This window comes from Haloplanus sp. HW8-1 (assembly GCF_023703795.1).
Lineage (GTDB): Archaea > Halobacteriota > Halobacteria > Halobacteriales > Haloferacaceae > Haloplanus > Haloplanus pelagicus.
In genome coordinates this window covers 706,944-723,276 of the sequence record NZ_CP098518.1, presented here as the reverse complement: position 1 = coordinate 723,276, position 16,333 = coordinate 706,944, and the positions used below count along the sequence as shown (strand labels likewise).

19 protein-coding genes and 1 pseudogene are annotated in these 16,333 nt (G+C 64.3%); 3 read left to right on the top strand and 17 right to left on the bottom strand.

All coding sequences use genetic code 11. From position 1 onward, the window contains the following. Window positions 1-20 precede the first annotated feature (20 nt). The 13 genes and pseudogenes from NBT82_RS03810 to NBT82_RS03750 all read right to left on the bottom strand — a co-directional run bounded on the left by NBT82_RS03810 (window position 21) and on the right by NBT82_RS03750 (window position 9,459). A complete protein-coding gene (locus NBT82_RS03810; RefSeq protein ID WP_251330258.1) occupies window positions 21-833 on the bottom strand; it encodes an energy-coupling factor transporter transmembrane component T family protein in 813 nt (270 codons plus the stop codon). A 2-nt stretch (window positions 834-835) separates the two neighbouring features. Further along, window positions 836-1,159, bottom strand: a complete 324-nt coding sequence (locus NBT82_RS03805) for a cobalamin transport operon protein (RefSeq protein ID WP_251330257.1) — start codon at window positions 1,157-1,159, stop codon at window positions 836-838. After that, a complete protein-coding gene (locus NBT82_RS03800) occupies window positions 1,159-1,839 on the bottom strand; it encodes an energy-coupling factor ABC transporter permease (protein WP_251330256.1) in 681 nt (226 codons plus the stop codon). The genes NBT82_RS03805 and NBT82_RS03800 overlap by 1 nt, the downstream gene beginning before the upstream one ends. A gap of 138 nt (window positions 1,840-1,977) precedes the next feature. Beyond that, complete coding sequence (locus NBT82_RS03795) at window positions 1,978-2,388, bottom strand: CopG family ribbon-helix-helix protein (RefSeq protein ID WP_251330255.1); 411 nt, start codon at window positions 2,386-2,388, stop codon at window positions 1,978-1,980. Window positions 2,389-2,486: 98 nt separating this feature from the next. Further along, complete coding sequence (locus NBT82_RS03790) at window positions 2,487-3,275, bottom strand: ABC transporter ATP-binding protein (RefSeq protein WP_251330254.1); 789 nt, start codon at window positions 3,273-3,275, stop codon at window positions 2,487-2,489. Next, window positions 3,266-4,108, bottom strand: a complete 843-nt coding sequence (locus NBT82_RS19995; protein ID WP_256476673.1) for an ABC transporter permease — start codon at window positions 4,106-4,108, stop codon at window positions 3,266-3,268. Before NBT82_RS19995 ends, NBT82_RS03790 begins: the two co-directional genes overlap by 10 nt. After that, entirely contained in the window at window positions 4,105-5,133 is a 1,029-nt protein-coding gene (locus NBT82_RS03780; protein WP_251330252.1) for an ABC transporter substrate-binding protein, read from the bottom strand. Before NBT82_RS03780 ends, NBT82_RS19995 begins: the two co-directional genes overlap by 4 nt. Window positions 5,134-5,358: 225 nt before the next feature. Continuing rightward, entirely contained in the window at window positions 5,359-5,787 is a 429-nt protein-coding gene (locus NBT82_RS03775; protein ID WP_251330251.1) for a CopG family ribbon-helix-helix protein, read from the bottom strand. 293 nt (window positions 5,788-6,080) lie between these two features. After that, window positions 6,081-6,431, bottom strand: a pseudogene (locus tag NBT82_RS03770) (type II toxin-antitoxin system PemK/MazF family toxin). After that, entirely contained in the window at window positions 6,428-6,799 is a 372-nt protein-coding gene (locus tag NBT82_RS03765) for a MarR family transcriptional regulator (RefSeq protein ID WP_251330250.1), read from the bottom strand. The pseudogene NBT82_RS03770 and the gene NBT82_RS03765 overlap by 4 nt, the downstream one beginning before the upstream one ends. A gap of 204 nt (window positions 6,800-7,003) precedes the next feature. Beyond that, window positions 7,004-7,354, bottom strand: coding sequence for a type II toxin-antitoxin system PemK/MazF family toxin (locus tag NBT82_RS03760; RefSeq protein ID WP_251330249.1), 351 nt, complete (start codon window positions 7,352-7,354; stop codon window positions 7,004-7,006). Continuing rightward, window positions 7,351-7,722, bottom strand: a complete 372-nt coding sequence (locus tag NBT82_RS03755; protein WP_121570926.1) for a MarR family transcriptional regulator — start codon at window positions 7,720-7,722, stop codon at window positions 7,351-7,353. Before NBT82_RS03755 ends, NBT82_RS03760 begins: the two co-directional genes overlap by 4 nt. Window positions 7,723-7,956: 234 nt before the next feature. Further along, window positions 7,957-9,459 carry a DUF790 family protein gene (locus tag NBT82_RS03750; RefSeq protein ID WP_251330248.1) on the bottom strand — a complete coding sequence of 501 codons (1,503 nt, stop codon included), beginning with the start codon at window positions 9,457-9,459 and terminating at the stop codon, window positions 7,957-7,959. Window positions 9,460-9,540: 81 nt separating this feature from the next. On the opposite strand from NBT82_RS03750, the gene NBT82_RS03745 reads away from it, so the two are divergent. Then, window positions 9,541-9,927, top strand: a complete 387-nt coding sequence (locus tag NBT82_RS03745) for a hypothetical protein (protein ID WP_251330247.1) — start codon at window positions 9,541-9,543, stop codon at window positions 9,925-9,927. Here the strand turns inward: NBT82_RS03745 and NBT82_RS03740 are convergent. Next, on the bottom strand, window positions 9,924-11,276 hold the full coding sequence (locus tag NBT82_RS03740) for a DEAD/DEAH box helicase family protein (RefSeq protein WP_251331343.1): 1,353 nt from the start codon (window positions 11,274-11,276) through the stop codon (window positions 9,924-9,926). The genes NBT82_RS03745 and NBT82_RS03740 overlap by 4 nt on opposite strands. 53 nt (window positions 11,277-11,329) lie before the next feature. Between NBT82_RS03740 and NBT82_RS03735 the strand changes: the two genes are divergently transcribed. Further along, complete coding sequence (locus NBT82_RS03735) at window positions 11,330-11,488, top strand: hypothetical protein (protein WP_251330246.1); 159 nt, start codon at window positions 11,330-11,332, stop codon at window positions 11,486-11,488. Then, window positions 11,488-12,609, top strand: coding sequence for a pyridoxal phosphate-dependent aminotransferase (locus tag NBT82_RS03730; protein WP_251330245.1), 1,122 nt, complete (start codon window positions 11,488-11,490; stop codon window positions 12,607-12,609). Before NBT82_RS03735 ends, NBT82_RS03730 begins: the two co-directional genes overlap by 1 nt. Before the next feature lie 171 nt (window positions 12,610-12,780). On the opposite strand, the gene NBT82_RS03725 is transcribed toward NBT82_RS03730, so the two are convergent. The 3 genes from NBT82_RS03725 to NBT82_RS03715 are packed head-to-tail and all read right to left on the bottom strand — an operon-like array spanning window position 12,781 to window position 16,282. Continuing rightward, complete coding sequence (locus tag NBT82_RS03725; protein ID WP_251330244.1) at window positions 12,781-13,962, bottom strand: redox-regulated ATPase YchF; 1,182 nt, start codon at window positions 13,960-13,962, stop codon at window positions 12,781-12,783. Window positions 13,963-13,999: 37 nt separating this feature from the next. Next, window positions 14,000-15,379, bottom strand: coding sequence for an MEDS domain-containing protein (locus NBT82_RS03720; protein WP_251330243.1), 1,380 nt, complete (start codon window positions 15,377-15,379; stop codon window positions 14,000-14,002). 51 nt (window positions 15,380-15,430) lie between these two features. Continuing rightward, complete coding sequence (locus NBT82_RS03715) at window positions 15,431-16,282, bottom strand: polymer-forming cytoskeletal protein (protein ID WP_251330242.1); 852 nt, start codon at window positions 16,280-16,282, stop codon at window positions 15,431-15,433. Window positions 16,283-16,333: the final 51 nt, after the last annotated feature.

Sequence of the window (16,333 nt, the reverse complement as noted above, 5' to 3'; positions counted from 1 at the left end):
GAGTGGAGTCTCGTCTTGGCTCACAGTCTCACCCCGTAGACCACGACCGCTGCGTAGCCGACGACGGCGACGTACGAGCCGGCGACGACGGCCAGTTCGTGGATCGGTGGCCGCGAGACGTCGCCGTACAGCGTGATGTCGCCGTTGTAGCCACGGGCTTCCATCGACTTGACGAGTCGTTCTGACTGTTCGATCGCCGACAACATCGTCATGCCGAGGATTCTCGCGTACAGCCGTTTGTTCGACCAGAACTCCGAGAAGTTCGCTCCACGGGAGAGTGCGGCTTTCACGAGGTCCTCGAGCGTCTCGATCATGACGAACGTGAACCGGTAGGTGAGCAACGCGATCTGGTCGATTGGCCGCGGGAGTAGTCGTCCGAGCATGTACGCGACGTCCGTGTATTTCGTCGTCATCGACGCCGTCAGCGCAAACGTGACGACCGTAAGTGACCGACAGCTGAGCTCCCCGAAGAGCACGAGCCCTGCCCACGTGACAGAAAGTTCACCGAGCGGTGTCGAGAGCGCGCCACCGATCGGCGTTCCCGGTTCGAGGAACGCCAGCGGCCCGGCGACTGAGACGATGAACAGCATCGGGAGCGTGTACCAGCCGGCCAACCGTCGGTATGGCAGTCCTGCGAGTCCGTAGACCACCAGTACGGCACCGTAGAGTCCGGCCAGGAGCGCGAGACGGTCGAACACCGTGACGGCGAGGACGAGTGCACCGACGACGCCGACCTTCGTCCAGGGATTGACGCGGTGCAACGGTCCGTCTCTCCGTTCGGCGAACGCAGTGATGAGTCGCGGGTCGGGAACGTGGTTCGAGAGTGTCGTCACGGTTACCGAGCCTGACGATCTCCGTCCTCGAAGCCACCGTAGCGGTCGACGTAGACGTACATGCCGACACCGAGGACGACCAGCAGAAGGACGAGCCCACCGAATTCGAGCATCATTCCGCCCTTTCGGATCGGGCCGGCGACGACGATGCCGCGGCCGAAGTCGACGAGCGCGCCGCCACTCTCCTGGACACCACGCTGAAGTGCCTGTGCGGAGCGTTTGGCCCACGGCAGTGCGCCCCCGGTTGCGGTGAATCCCCAGTACCCAGCGGCGAGAAAGGCAGCGAAGAGGCCGGCAAGGCCACCGTACTGCTTCCAGCGCTGCATCAGGAGGTCACCCCGGTCGGCTCCTCCTGGGTGTCACGGTCGGCGAGGCCGACGAGGTCGGGGCGGACGGACGCGAGGAACTGAACGATGAAGCCCGTCAGGATACCCTCGATGACGGCGACGCCGAGGTTGAGGCCAACGAGACCGGCGACGGCAATCGTCAGATCACCGCGCGGCAGCGCGCTCCCGTTCACGCCGCTGATGACGATGATCGCCCCCATCAGGAACGCGCCTGCGGAGAGCCCGAGCGTCGCGGCACTGGCGCTGGCGGGGAAGACGTCCCAGTCCATTCCCATCAGGGTCTTGAACGCGTAGTAGGCGACGATAGCTTCGCTCGCGTTGACGAGCGTATTCGCGCCGATCAGACCGACCGCACCGTGCCCGAGCGCCGCCGAGAAGATGTTGACGACCAACGCGATCAATGCACCAAGCAGCGGCCCGGCGAGAATCCCAACGAGGCCGGTGAGGTTCATGTGGATGCCACCCCAGACGGGGATGTTCAACTGGAAGACCGCGAAGCTCGCGGCCGCGCCGATCCCGGCGAGTGCGATCTGGTGCGTTTTGATGCCACCTTTCCGGACCCGGTAGACGACAGCACTGATCAGTCCGACGCCAAGCAGCGTCCAGAGTACCAGTGCCCATAGCGGGAACGAGCCTTCTCCGAGGTGAATGTGTGCCATCTCCGGTTTGCCAATTCTTGTTTCGATTATAATAATCTTGCTGTACTGGATTAAGCAAGCTAACAATCATAGCGTAGAATGAGACAGTATATTGATAGAGAACGGAGTCGACTTTTGTCGGCGCGAATGATTTCGAACCTACTGCTCGCTGATCTGTGCGTTCATGGCATCGACGGGTAGGACCGTGTATTCGACTGAAACTGACTCGTCTGCTCCTCTAACGGTTCCGATGAAACGCAGGACATCGTCGTGCGCGGCTTCGATGACGAACGTCTCGACACAACCGGCGTTCCCTTCGAGGCAGTTGTGGGAGTTCGACCGGATCGACGCTTCGAATTCGTGGCGGATATCCATCATCCGGCGTTCGATTTCCGGTTCGTCGTAGCCGAAGACAGCAGTAACTGTCGCCAATACCCGCCGACCCTCGTAGTCTGTCTCTTGGTACTCTTTGAGTAGTGACTGGCACGCTTCGCGGATGACCTCACTTCGTCCGGTGTAACCGTGTTCTTCCGCAAACGTATCGAGATCGTCTCGGAGTCGCTCCGTCATCGAGGAGCTCACGATGGGCATATATTAAAAATCGTCTCAAAGATAATAGTAATAGCGGTCTAGTAAACTGCTATTAACAACTCTGCTGTAAGAGCGTATCACTGGCTAGTGTCGACAGGACTTCCGAGCGCATTCCTAATTCGCGCGACGTGGTTCACGAAGTCACGAGAGGTCCGTTCACGTGGGCGTTCTAGGTCGATAGAGAACGTCGACTGCACGGTTCCAGGGTCGGCATCCATGACGACCACGCGATCAGCGAGGGTCACTGCCTCGTCGATGTCGTGGGTGACGAACACGACGGTCTGTCCGGTTTGCGTCCAGATATCGAGCAATTCGGCGTGCAAGCGGTCGCGCGTCCGAGCGTCGACACTACCGAACGGTTCGTCCATTAAGAGGATCTCTGGATCGGGGGCGAGCGCGCGAGCGATACCGACGCGCTGTTTCATGCCGCCGGACAGCTCTTTCGGGTACGCGTCCTCGAAGCCGTCGAGCCCTACCAAGTCGATCAACTCCCGGACTCGTCCCTCGCAGTCGGGACAGTCACAGGCGGGCCGGTCGAGGCCAAACCGGATATTCCCGCGGACGGTTCGCCACGGGAACAGCGCGTACTCCTGAAAGACCATTCCCCTGTCCAGCCCAGGACCGGTAACCGGGTCTCCACCGACCAGTATCGACCCACCATCGGGATCGTCGAGCCCGGCGATCGCTCGCAACAGCGTCGTCTTCCCACACCCCGAGGGACCGACGACACAGCAGAACTCCCCCTCCGCAACCGAAAACGAGACGTCTGCGAGCGCCTGCGTCGACTCGTATGACCGGCTGACTTTCTGGATAGTGATCTTCTCACGTGCGTCTCGACCGGTAGACGAGTCCGAACTCAGCGCCATGCGAGGACCCTCCGTTCGAGTAGTCGGAACCCGACGTCCATACAGAGGAACGCCAGACTGATCAGGAACATGTAGGCGACGCTGGTTGCCATCGCGAGGTTGTTCGAGGCGTTGATGATCTCGTAGCCGACGCCTGGTGCGCCGAACAGTTCGGCGCCGACGACGATCATCCAGCAGCGACCAATGCTCGTCCGAAATCCGGTCAACACCTGGGGAGCGGCACTTGGGAGTGCAACGAGTTTCAGCATCGAGAGGTCGCGCTCCACGCCGAGCGTCGACGCCGCATCGGTCAGTTCGGTCGAAACGCCCTCCACGCCGCCGTAGGCGCCGTAGAAGTTGATCCAGAACGCGCCGACGAAGACGATGAACGCCGCGCCAGTGTGGTGGATGCCGAACCAGACGATGGCGAAGACGATCCACGCCAGCGGTGGGATCGGTCGCAGTACCCGGACGAGTGGTCGCAGCCAGTCGTCGAGCGCACCGTTCCAGCCCATCGCAAGGCCGGATCCAGCTCCACTGACGGCACCGAACAGGAGGCCGGGAACGTAATGTAACAGCGTCTGTGTGAGGTGTGCAATCCCGGTCGGAAGTGTTATTTCGGCACCGAATAGCGGAACGAGGAGCGCTGTCGACGTAGTAAACAGGTCGAGAAATGCTCGTGCCGACTCGACCGGCCCCGGTAACAGATACGACGGTTGTGTGGTCGCTGCACCGATCCACCACACCGTGAGGAATATACAGAGACCGCCGACGCCGCGAGCATACCTTCGCGTATCGATCCCAAGTCGTGTACGCTCAACGTCGCCGATGCTGGTAGTCGTGCGTGCCGTCATTCTCGAACGGACTCGTATGGCTCGAATGCGAACAATTCGTCTGATTCAACTGCTTCGTCGATGTTACCCACCTCCGCGACGTATTCCGACATCGTCTCGGTCTGGTCAACGATCTGTCGCGGGTCAGAAATGAAATCTGCCGCGCGAGACTGCATCGCGGCCTCAGCGAGTTCGACGCTCACCCCCGACCCGATGACCGACGCTGCGTGAGCGGCAGCCGTGTTCGGCTTAGCGTTCACAAACTGAGTCGCTCGAATGTGCGCGTCAACGAGCGATTGAGCAACCTCTGTCGCCTCGAGTACCCGTTGGTTCACGAACAACCCGGTCATCGGATGCCCCGGAAATATGCTTCCAGACCATTCGAGTTCGGTGAATCTCTCGTCGCGTCCGATTATTGTCGCAAACGGTTCCATAATCATCGTCGCGTCGATATCGCCTGCTTGGATAGTCTGTACCGAGCGAGCCGGATTGATTTTCGACTTCGTTACAACTGTGTCGAAGTCCCCCACACCGAGATCCCGTTCGATCCAGTACCGAAGAACCACATCGGGGACGCTCCCGTCCGGGGGGGCCCCAAATCGCATCTTACGCCCGGATTCTGCCTCGAATTGCTCGAATGTATCCGAACCCACTTGCCCGTATAGATCTGCGATATCGGTAGTCGCCATCACTTTGAACGCGTTTCGCCCGTTTGCCGTGAGAACGGTTGCATTAGCTCCTCTATCGACGAGAACCATCGCAGGAGTGACTCCTCCAATAGCGACATCGATATCGCCGCTGGCGAACGCCTTCACCAAGCTCGGACCGTTGCTGAACCGTTCAACGGTGACATCGACAGATAGCTCGTCGTAGTAGCCCTCCTCCTGCATCACGAAGTGTTGCATGTTCGGGTAAATCGGGACGTACGCGACCGTGACGGAATCGAGTGATGCACCTCCCTGACCGAGACAGCCGGCGATTCCTGTCGCAGCAATCGCGGTTGCGCCTGCCTTCTGGAGTAGTCTTCGGCGCGAGATTTGAACCATCAGTATTGCTAACTCTAGAAGCATTCATAATAATAGCTGTGATTCCAACAAAGATAGTTAATACTGATAGAGGATAGAATTCGCAGATATTGCTAGAGTCGGCGTGAATTCAGCGAGAATCCCGCGAGCGACCGCAGGGAGCGAGTGGGATGTCGGCGAGCCTACTGACTGGAGCGAGTGGAACGAGCGGAATGAAGTAGGCTCGCCGGAAGGGGCAAAACAGTATCAGTTCATATCGGCCAGCGGGCCGAAGTCGTCGACGGGTAGCACTGAGTAGTCGATTGTGAGCGTGTCCTTCGTCGCTCGAATCTTCCCGACGAACGTCGAAATCTCTTCGAGCGACCCTTCGAGTACGAACAGTTCCATGCAATGATGGCCGCCGACGTGGCTATGGAAGTTCGAAGCGACGATGTCCTCGTGCTCGTGGCGGAGGTGCATCATCTTTTCCTCGACACTTGTCGTTTCGTAATCGAAGACCACCGTGACGACACCCATCAAGTCTCGATCTTCGAGTTTCGTATCCTCGAACTCACCGAGGAGGTTCCGACTCGCCTCACGAAGTACTTCACTGCGACCAGTATAGCCGTGATCGTCCGCGAACTGGTCGATTCGGTTAAGCAACTCCTCCGGCATCGAGACGCTGACCACACTCATATAACAATGTAGGCAGCACAAAATATTAAGGATTATCATTTTCAGCTGCGGCATTACAGTGATTAGCGACTTGCTTTCTCACGATAGTGGCGGCACTCTAAGAGACGGTGGGTTGCTTCGAAATTGCGGAGTGTTGCTGAAACGAATTTCAGGGTTAGTCAGAAACTTGTGATGTATTTTGTTGGAATGAAAAAACAGAATACACGCATCAATACCACCCTCCGAGTTGTGGGGATTTGAGACTTCGTTCAGAAGAAGGTGTAACGCGCAGAGACGTGAGTACTCGAAAGGAGCTACCGTAATTCTTTGACGAGAGCAGTAGTCGCGTTATCGACGATATCATCCGCCAGACGACTCTACCAGAAATCGATGTCCTCGTGGCCGATCGATTGCACGCCCCATGGAACGATCCGGCTCTCGTCTGGCGTACCGCCACGAAGCCAACTCTCCTCAGGAATGTCGATGAGGCCATCCATCCATGATTTCGACGTCAGCGTGAGCGCGATATACTGCTCGCCGTGGAACGGACGAGCTTCATGGTTCGAGAGAATGAGCCAAGGCCGAGCCTCCTCGCCACCTTTGAACGGATCATCGCCGTAGACGACGTCGCCACGGTCGAAAATTGGTATCTCTTCGTTGGTCACTGTTCATCCTCAACGCTCGGGTGTGATTCGCTGGGCGCGTGTTCACGCCAAGACTCCTTGTCTTCTGTGTCGAGTTGCTCGTTGAACAGCGCAGTCGCCCGTTCGTAGCCGCTGTACCCGTCAAGTCGCTCGTCGTCGTCGGTTATCGCCCAGTACGTCGCCTTGTGTTCGACCAGACCGCGGCCCTTCAATCGTGAGAGTGCAGTACTCACCGCCCCCTCGTCGACGCCGATCTTGGAGGCGATCTCGCGAGCCTTGAACGCCCGATCCTCGTTGGCGGCGAGAAATCCGAGGACTTGGTCAGGGACCGAAAGATCCGCGAGTTCGTCCTCGCTCGTGTTCTCGAATGTGTCTCGGTCGATGGACATCGTTGAAAGAAGGTACGCCATCCGCTGTGAAGAGTGTTAGGTGTGAAAGCTACGAAATTGCTGAAGGAGAATCACTGTCCATCGCGAAGGAGTTCGAGAACCGTATGCATTGAGAGAGCCAGTCTCAACTACTGTGAGCCGTGGAAGTTGAGACTTCGTTCAGAAGAAGGTGTAACGCGTAGAGACGTGAGTACTCGAAAGTAGCTACCATAATTCTTTGACGAGAGCAGTAGTCGCGTTATCGACGATACCATCTGCCAGATTGCCCTGCCAGAAATCGATATCCTCGCAGCTTATCGATTGCACACCCCAGGGAACGATCCGGCTCTCATCTGGCGTACCGCCACGAAGCCAACTCTCCTCGGGAATGTCGATGAGTCCATCCATCCATGATTTCGACGTCAGCGTGAGCGCGATATACTGCTCGCCGTGGAACGGACGCCCTTCGTGGTTTGAAAGAATGAGCCAAGGCCGAGCGTCCTCGTCACCTTTGAACGGGTCATCGCCGTAGACGACGTCGCCACGGTCGAAAATTGGTGGTTCTCCGTTGGTCACTGTTCATCCTCAACGCTCGGGTGTGACTCGCTGGGCGCGTGTTCGCGCCAAGATTCCTTGTCTTCTGTGCCGAGTTGCTCGTTGAACAGAGCAGTCGCCCGTTCGTAGCCGCTGTACCCCTCGAGTCGCTCGTCGTTGTCGGTTATCGCCCAGTACGTCGCCTTGTGTTCGACCAGACCGCGGTCCTTCAGTCGTGAGAGTGCAGTGCTCACCGCCCCCTCGTCGACGCCGATCTGGGAGGCGATCTCGCGAGCCTTGAACGCTCGATCCTCGTTGGTGGCGAGAAACCCGAGGACTTGGTCAGGGACCGAAAGATCCGCGAGCTCGTCCTCGCTCGTGTTCTCGAATGTATCTCGGTCGATGGACATCGTTGAAAGAAGGTACGCCATCCGCTGTGAAGAGTGTTAGGTATGAAAGCTACGAAATTGCTGAAGGTGAATCACTGTCCATCGCGAAGGAGTTCGAGAACCGTATGCATTGAGACGACCAGTCTCAACTATTGCGGGTGCCGAATTCGATATCGCGACATACGGTGTACGTATACGACACACACCGCTCCTCACGGATCCTGAGATCGGCCCCCGGTGACGACGTCGAGGCGTTCAGTCCGTCCCGCGGATCGTCCCGCCGCTCAACCCCTCCCAGACCACCTCGTAGCCGACTCGGGAGAGGACGGCGCTCGTCTCGGTGAGGTCGTCTTCGGCCAGTCGCGCCTCGACCTCGTCGAGCGTCATGCCGGGGTCGAGCGCCGACGCGATCGCCTCCAGTACCGCCGGCCGAACCAACGTTCGACCCACCCGTTCGTGGTCGGGGAAGGCAACCCCATCGAGGGCGTCCTCGCTCACCCCCCGCTCCGCCGCGAGGTCGGCGAGTGAGATCACGTCGGCCTCGGGGCGGAGTTCGTCGGGCAGGTCCGCCCGCGTTTCGGCGACCAGGTCAGCCTCGTAGCGCCGGAGGGCGTCGACCACGTCCTTCACCCGGACCGCCCCCGTGTAGGTGATCGCGCGGTGGTCCCGGGCCTCGATCTCCTCGCTGACGCCCAGGCTCTCGTCGACGGCGACGAGCATCTCGACGTCCTCGACGTCGGCCAACTGGCCGAGTTTCTTCGTGACGTACTCGGGGGTCCAGAAGCCCATGATCTCGAAGAAGACACGGAAGCCGCCGAAGCGATAGTCGAAGGCGAAATCGGGGATCATCACCCGCGTGCCGACCGCCAGCGGTTCGGGTTCGCGCACGAGGTCCCAGTCGAGGTCGAGCGCCGCGAACCGCGCGGCGAAGTCGGCCTCGACGCCGCTGTCGTAGGTCGGGTCGGCGAGTGGATCCACACCGGGGACGCTCACGTCGTCGTCGGTGAGGACGAGTTCGCGCTCGGTGCCGCGGTCGTCGACGGTGGCCGCGAGCCGCCAGTCGGCCGTCTTCGCGACCGACCGGAGCAGGCGGGCGAAGGCGGTGCCGTACCGGCGACTCCGCCGAAAGAGGTGATCGGGACCGGTCACCACCACCTCCCGGCCCGCGTCCGTGCGGCACACCTCGTACATCAGTCCGAGGCGCTTGACCGCCGAGACCAGCGCTTTCGGATCCGAACTCCGGACGCGTACCTCGACGGCGTCGAACAGCGCGGTCTGAGCGAGCGAGAGGCCGTACTGGTCGAGGAGTTCGTCCGGCGTCCACCGCGGGTCGAACGCGGCGAGCACCTGTCGGGACTCGCGGTCGGCGTACAGCGCGTCGTCGAGGACCCCGGCCTCGACGCCGAGGCGGTCGGCGGCGCGAGCGAGCGCCCGGTCGCGGTCCGCCTCGGTCACGACGCCGACCGCCTCCGCGGCCTCGAAGGCGATCCGGCGCGCCCGTTCCGGCGGGAGCGCAGCCTGCGTCTCGAAGGTGGCGTCGCGCTCACAGAGTGTCGCGAACCCGCGGACGAGTTTGAAGTCGTCGGCGTCGGCCTCCAGAGCCGCGAGCGCGTCGTCGAGGCTGGCTCTGGACTCTCCCACGTGGTCGGCGAACGCGCCGAGGACGCGCGCCGCCAGCGGGCGATCCGCGCGCGCCGCGAACTGCGGCTGGTAGCCGCCGCCGGCCCGCGACACCCGGAGCAGATCCTTCCGGAGCACGGACGCCGTTCGACGCTCCGTGGATAAAACCCCGCCGCCCGGACGCACAACGCTCTTGTCGGTCGCGGAGGTGGGTCAGGTATGGACCGGCGTCGCGTGCTCTGCCTGCTCGGCCTCGCCCTCGCGCCCGGCTGTACCTCGATGGCCGCCACCGGCCCACGGGGCCCCCCGGACCCCGGCGAGCCGACGGCCGCGCCGACCGACGGAGCGTCGATGACCGTGAGCGACCTACGCATCGAGGAGGCCGCCGGGAGCCACCTGCGCGTGCTGGCGACGGTCACCAACCCCTCGGGCGTCGAGCGGACCCGAACCCTCAGAATCCGGGTGACAGTCGGCGACGATGCGGCCGAACGCTCCCGGGAGGTGACCGTCCCCGGCGGCGAGCAGCGATCGGTCGCGTTCGACTTCGAGGACGTCGCGTACGCGGAGTTCTCGGGCAACGGATCGGTGCAGTCCTCGCTCGTCTAGCGCCGACGTTCGGCCACCCGTTCCTCGGCCGTCTCGGCGCTCACTACCTCGTAACAGATGGCGGTCCGACCGTCTTCTTTCGGACGGAGGATCCGGCCCAACCGCTGGGTGAACTCGCGTTCGCTCCCGCTGCCCGAGAGCACGACGGCGACGCTCGCGTCCGGCACGTCCACCCCCTCGTCGAGGACGTTGGCGGCCACGACGCGCGTGTACGTCCCCTCGCGGAACCGATCGAGGACGGCACGGCGTTCGCTCGCGCCCGTCTCGGCGGTGACCGCGGGGATGAGAAACCGTTCCGAGAGTCGATAGACGAGGTCGGTGTGGGCGGTGAAGACGATGATCCGTTCGTCGCGGTGACGGTCGAGGAGGCGTTCGAGCGCCGACACCTTCGCGCCGGCGTTCATCATGATCTCGCGTGCCTCCTGCTTGGCGAGCAGCGCCTCCCGGGCGCGGGGGTCGCTTCCCGACCGCTTGACGAGTTCCCGATAGTCGCTCCCGCTCGACAGCGAGAGCCCCGAGGACCGGAGGTAATCGACGAACGTCCCCTGTGCGGCCTCGTAGGCCTCGCGCTCCGTAGGCGAGAGTTCCACCTCGATCCGCCGGAGTTCGTAGTCGGCGAGATGCTCGCCGGCCAGGTCGTCGGCCGATAACTCGTAGACGACCGGGCCGACGAGGTCCGCGACGACCGCGTGAGCGCCGTCCGGACGCTCGAACGTCGCGGTCAGCCCCAGGCGGGCGGGTGCGGGAAGCAGTCGAGCGACGTCGCGGTATCCCTCGCCGCCGAGGTGGTGGGCCTCGTCGAAGACGACGAAGCCGAAGCGGTCGCCAACCTCGTCGGCACGGAGGTACGCGGAGTCGTAGGTCGCGACGGTGAGGTCCTCGACGGTCTGCTCGCCGCCGCCGAGCTGGCCGACCGGGACGGAGAACTCCGTCGCCAGTTCGCGGCGCCACTGGGTCAGTAGGTCGACGGTGGGGACGACCACCAACGTCGGTGTGGACAGCGCGGCCAAGGCGGCGACGGCGACGACGGTCTTCCCACTGCCCGTCGGGAGTTCGAGAACCCCTCGACGGTCGTTGTCCAGCCACGCCTCCAGGGCCTTCCGCTGGTACTCGCGGAGGTCGTACGTCGTCGACAGGCCGAGGTCGGGGAGGTCGAGTACGCGGTCCTCGTAGGCGACGCCGGCGTCCTCGAGGGCTCGTCGGAGGGCGGCGTAGCGGTGGGCGGGCGCCCGGTAGGTGCCGCTCCGATCGTCGAACGCGACGTCGGCGGGGAGCGTGTCGGCGACGGCGGGAGCGAGGTCGCCGTTCAGGCGGATCGTGCCGTCCTCGAACCGAGCGACGAGGGTCACGACGACGCGGTAGGAGGGGTGGAAATATATGCCCTCCGTCCCCCCCGTCCAGTATGGCACCAAACGACCTCGACGCGGAGGTGGCGACCTTCCTCGATGCCGCCGAACGTGTCTACGACGAGTACGACGACGGCTACGTCGACGCCGATAGCGCGCTGTCCCAACTCGGCGATCACGTCGCGACACTGCGGGACGCCTACGAGGGAGAGTGATGGCCGAGTTCTCACCGCGCGTGGAAGCGATATCGATCAGCGGCATCCGCGAGGTGTTCGAGGCGGCCGGGGAGGACGCCATCAACCTCGGCCTCGGTCAGCCCGACTTCCCGGCGCCGGTCCACGCCCGCGAGGCGGCCGTCGAGGCCATCCGGGCCGGCGACGCGGACGCCTACACCGGGAACAAGGGGATCCGGTCCCTCCGGGAGGCCATCGCCGCCAAACACGAGCGCGACCAGGGCGTCGCCGTCGATCCCGGGGACGTCATCGCCACTGCGGGCGGGAGCGAGGCGCTCCACCTCGCCTTGGAGGCCCACGTCGACGCCGGCCAGGAGGTGCTCATCCCCGATCCGGGATTCGTCTCCTACGACGCGCTGACGAAACTCGCGGGCGGCGAGCCCGTACCGGTCCCCCTTCGGGACGACCTGACACTAGATCCCGCCGCCGTCGAGGCGGCCATCACCGACGACACTGCGATGTTCGTCGTCAACAGCCCCGGCAATCCGACCGGCGCCGTCTCCTCCGAGGACGACGTCCGGGAGTTCGCCCGCATCGCGGACGAACACGACGTGGTCTGTCTCTCCGACGAGGTGTACGAACACTTCGTCTTCGACGGCGACCACCACTCGCCGCTCGCCTACGCCGACACCGACAGCGTGGTCGTCGTCAACGGCTGTTCGAAGACCTACTCGATGACGGGGTGGCGGCTGGGCTGGGTGACCGCGTCGACCCCTCGGATCGAGCGGATGCTCCGCGTCCACCAGTACATCCAGGCCTGCGCCTCTGCACCGGCCCAGTACGCCGCCGAGGAAGCGCTCACCGGCCCCCAGGATCAGGTCGAGGAGATGCGCGAGACGTTCGAGGAGCGCCGTGACCTGCTGCTCGACCGCTTCGAGGCGATGGGCGTCGAGGTACCCACCCCACAGGGCGCCTTCTACGCGATGCCCCGGGTGCCCGACGGGTTCGTGGACGCCTGCGTCGAGCGGGGGGTGATCGTCGTCCCCGGCGACGCCTTCGGCGCGAACGGCGCCGGCCACGCCCGCATCTCCTACGCCACCGACGCCGAGGTGCTCCACGAGGCGCTAGACGTGATGGCGGACGTGGTCGCGGACCTGCACTGAGCCACCCGTCCGGAAAATAAACTCGAATAAACTCGCCGGAGCGGCCTCGACGCTACATTAAACTGTCCACGCGACGTGAGTTTATCCGCCCCGTTGGCGGCCCGGCGTGGTCCTCCGGTCGATCCAGTCGAACGGGACGGGCGGGGTGTGCGGTCGCTCGTCTCGACGGCCTCAGCTCGCGGTGCTGACGATTTTGATTACGTCTCCCTCGGACAGTTCGTGGTCCTCGCCGATCCGGCGGTCGGAGCGAGCGTCGACGGCGTGGAGGTAGCCCTCGGCGATGTCGGTGTGGATGGCGGCGGCGAGGTCCGGCGGCGTCGACCCTCGCGGCAGGAGGACGGCGTCGGGAAGCACGTTCCCGGTGCCGTCGGTCCACTTCGTCTCGTCGCCGACGGGATAGACGGTGATGCGATCGAGGAGGTCGTACACCGCGGCGTCGAGGGTGGCCTGGACGCCGGTACCGCCGTGGGCGTCCATCACCTCGCGGATGCGCTCCAACCCGTCACGCTGGGCGTCGGTCACATCGCCTACGATCTCGAAATCCGGGTCGCCGGGATCGTAGTCGACGGCACCCGCCTCCGCCGCCGTCCGCAAGGCGAGTTCGCCGTCCGCGGTCGCCGGGAGCACGGGCTTGTCCGACGCGTGAAGGCGTTCGAGGTTCTCCGGCGGCGCCACGTCGGCCTTGTTGGCGACGACGACGAGGGGTTTGGTGCGGGCCCGGATCTCCCGGGCGAGGTCGGCGCGGTGGTCGTCGGTCCACTGGATTGGGTCCTCGGGATACTCCAGGGCACGGAGGCTGGCGGCCACGTCGGCGGTCGTCGCCCCGAAGCCGGTGAGCACGTCGGTCAGGACGTCGTCGATGTCGAAGTCGGGCGATCGGGACTTGCGCTCGACGCCCTCCCAGTTGCGGTCGACGATGCCCGCGAGCCACTGGTCCATCTCGCGTTCGACGAAGTCCACCTCCTCGACGGGGTCGTAGGTCCCGACCTCGACGGGTTCGCCCTCGGCGTTCGTGCCCCCGGAAGCGTCGACGACGTTCAGGATGGCGTCGGCGTCCGTGAGTTCGTCGAGGAACTGGTTGCCGAGTCCCTTCCCCTCGTGGGCGCCCGGTACGAGGCCGGCCACGTCGAGCAGTTCGACGGGGACGTAGCGCTTGCCATCGCGACAGCGCTCGTTGCCACAACGGGTTTCGCGGTCGAGACACGGACAGTCGGTGCGTGCGTGGGTCACGCCGCGGTTGGCGTCGATGGTCGTGAAGGGGTAGTTCCCCACGTCCACCTCGGCCCGCGTGGCCGCCTTATAGAACGTGGACTTGCCCGCGTTGGGCTTGCCCGCGAGGGCGAGAGAGAGCATACCGAAGGGTGGCGGGTCGGCGGCAATTGACTTTCGGTCAGTCGACGACCCGGAGGTCGACCGCGATGCGACACTCGCCGGGATCGGCCTCGGGGAAGTGGAGTCGTCCCCGGGAGTTGTCGGCGACCCACTTCACCAGCCAGAGTCCGAGGCCGTCGGCGTGTTCGAGCGGAGTTTCGAGGCCGCGTTTCAGTGCCGTCCGGCCGGACTCCGGCACCGGCGGCCCGGGGTTGGCCACCTCGACGGTCACAGTGTCGCCGTCGTGGACCGTCCGCAGCGTCGCTTCGGGTGGCTCGGCGGTGCCGTGAACCACGGCGTTGGTGAGCAGTTCGACGAGAGCAGCCTCCAGGTGACCGTCCGCGAGGACGGTCACCCCGGGGTCCGCGGACGCGGCGACCGTCGCCGAGGGGTACTCGGCGCGGACCGTTTCGACGGCGTCGTCGATCACCGTCCCCAGGTCGAACCGCTCAACCGTGGAGTCGGTGAGGGTCCGCTGGACGTAGCGGGCCTTCTCGGCCCGGTCGGCAAGCCGGCTCGCGGTCCGGTCGATCCGATCGAGTCGCGCCCGATCCGGCGGGTCGAGCGAGGCGCTCTCCCGGAGCATCGAGAGGGTCCCGAGAACGAGGTTGAGGTCGTTCCGGATATCGTGGCGGAGGATGCGGCTCACGACCGCGAGGCGCTGTTCGTGGCGCTCGACCGCCCGTCGACTCCGGGCGAGACCGTAGGTCTGTTCGAGCATCAGGGTCGCGTTCAGCCTCGACTCGGTCGCCCCGGCGTAGCGTTCCGGCGGGAGGTAGTAGGGGTTCCGACAGAGGGTCTCCCGGTAGACCACGTGTTCGTGCGTGCGAAGCGCCTTCGCGATGGCCGTCTCGTCGAAGTCCTCCAGGCCGTACTGACACAGGGTCGCCACGGGGTAGTCCGACTGGTGGGCGTCGAACGCGGCCTCGAACTCGATGATCTCGTCGAAGTCCGCGTCGGCCCGGAACGACCAGGAGTTCTCGCCGATAGCGGCGAACCCGTCGTAGTCGTCGGTGACGCTGGCCTCCGCGGCGGCCGTCAGCGTGTCGACGAGGCGGCCGGGGTCGAAGCCGTCGTCCAGGTACACCTCGGCCGCGGGGAGAATTCGGAGGTCGCCGGCCGCCTCACGGGCCTCCACCTCGATGCCGGCCCGGCGGAACGCCTCCCTGATCGTCCCCGCCTCGTTGCGGTCGGTCAGGTAGAGACACTGCTGGTTCCGGTGGAGGGCGCTCTCGACGAAGGCGGCGGCGACCCGACGCTGGGCGTCGGGCGTGTCGTAGAACAGCGCGACGTGATCGGCACCGAGTTCGTCGAAGTCGGCACGGAGGTCCGCGTACCGACACGCCTCCCGCGGCGCGTCGGCGTCGTAGACTGCGTCCTCGCCCCCCGGTTCGCTCATGGGCCGACGTGGATGATCGAGCCGTATCAGGCTTGGGAAGTCCGATATCGGCTACTCCGCTTCGCGTCCGCCCTCGGCGCGGACGATCCGCATCTCGCCGCGTGAGCGGATCGACCCGTCCACGACGGCGTTCTCGTGGAGTTCGAGGTCGTTGCAGGACACGTCGCCGAGGACGCGAACGCCCCCCGCCAACTGGACGGTGCCGCCGCGGGTCGTCACGTCGCCGTGGATGCGGGTCCCCTCGCCGACGGCGATGTCGCTGCGGGCGCGCAGGCTCCCGAAGACGTTGTTGTCTTCGCCCATCTCGATCTCCGTCGCCCGCAGGTTGCCGTGGAGGCGGCAGTCGTCGCCGACGTGGGCGGGCGTCGAGACTTGCCACGAATCGTCGGAGATCTCGCCGCCACGCGGGACGACGAGTGGGTCCTCCGGGGCGTCGCCCGACAGCGCGTCGGCGATCTCCTCGGCCGCGCCCTGTTCGCCAACCCGGAGCAACTGCGAGAGGACGATGAAGTAAAACACGAGCGTCGGGACGGGGTTCCGGATGACGATCCAGCCGTTGGCCTCGAACCCCTCCTCGATCTCGACGTCGTCGCCGATGTCGAGGTCGCCCGAAACCATGAGCTGGCCGCCGATGTGGACGCGTTCGCCGAGGTAGGCGTCGTCGCCGACGAGGACGTTCCCGACGACGTCACTCCACATATCGAGTCGGCAGTCGCCTTCGGCTTCGATGTCGCCGCCGAAGCGGACGCGCTCGCCCGCGACCACGTTCCGCCCACGCACACCGAACTCGACGGTGCTTTGCCCGCCGACGATAACGTCCCCGTCGGTGACGAGGTCGTGTTCCTCGACGGTCGTCCCGTCGGGAATCTCCAGCGCATCGAGCGGGTCCGTCCCGAGTGACACGCGGGGGAGTACAGGCTGCTCGTATTAAAACCGCCGTCAGACGGCCGTCGG

Coding starts and splice junctions, on each gene's coding strand:
- NBT82_RS03805 (WP_251330257.1), bottom strand. CDS start 1,159: ATGCAGCGCTGGAAGCAGTACGGTGGCCTTGCCGGCCTCTTCGCTGCC.
- NBT82_RS03800 (WP_251330256.1), bottom strand. CDS start 1,839: ATGGCACACATTCACCTCGGAGAAGGCTCGTTCCCGCTATGGGCACTG.
- NBT82_RS03795 (WP_251330255.1), bottom strand. CDS start 2,388: ATGACGGAGCGACTCCGAGACGATCTCGATACGTTTGCGGAAGAACAC.
- NBT82_RS03790 (WP_251330254.1), bottom strand. CDS start 3,275: ATGGCGCTGAGTTCGGACTCGTCTACCGGTCGAGACGCACGTGAGAAG.
- NBT82_RS19995 (WP_256476673.1), bottom strand. CDS start 4,108: ATGACGGCACGCACGACTACCAGCATCGGCGACGTTGAGCGTACACGA.
- NBT82_RS03780 (WP_251330252.1), bottom strand. CDS start 5,133: ATGGTTCAAATCTCGCGCCGAAGACTACTCCAGAAGGCAGGCGCAACC.
- NBT82_RS03775 (WP_251330251.1), bottom strand. CDS start 5,787: ATGAGTGTGGTCAGCGTCTCGATGCCGGAGGAGTTGCTTAACCGAATC.
- NBT82_RS03765 (WP_251330250.1), bottom strand. CDS start 6,799: ATGTCCATCGACCGAGACACATTCGAGAACACGAGCGAGGACGAACTC.
- NBT82_RS03755 (WP_121570926.1), bottom strand. CDS start 7,722: ATGTCCATCGACCGAGATACATTCGAGAACACGAGCGAGGACGAGCTC.
- NBT82_RS03745 (WP_251330247.1), top strand. CDS start 9,541: ATGGACCGGCGTCGCGTGCTCTGCCTGCTCGGCCTCGCCCTCGCGCCC.
- NBT82_RS03735 (WP_251330246.1), top strand. CDS start 11,330: ATGGCACCAAACGACCTCGACGCGGAGGTGGCGACCTTCCTCGATGCC.
- NBT82_RS03730 (WP_251330245.1), top strand. CDS start 11,488: ATGGCCGAGTTCTCACCGCGCGTGGAAGCGATATCGATCAGCGGCATC.
- NBT82_RS03725 (WP_251330244.1), bottom strand. CDS start 13,962: ATGCTCTCTCTCGCCCTCGCGGGCAAGCCCAACGCGGGCAAGTCCACG.
- NBT82_RS03720 (WP_251330243.1), bottom strand. CDS start 15,379: ATGAGCGAACCGGGGGGCGAGGACGCAGTCTACGACGCCGACGCGCCG.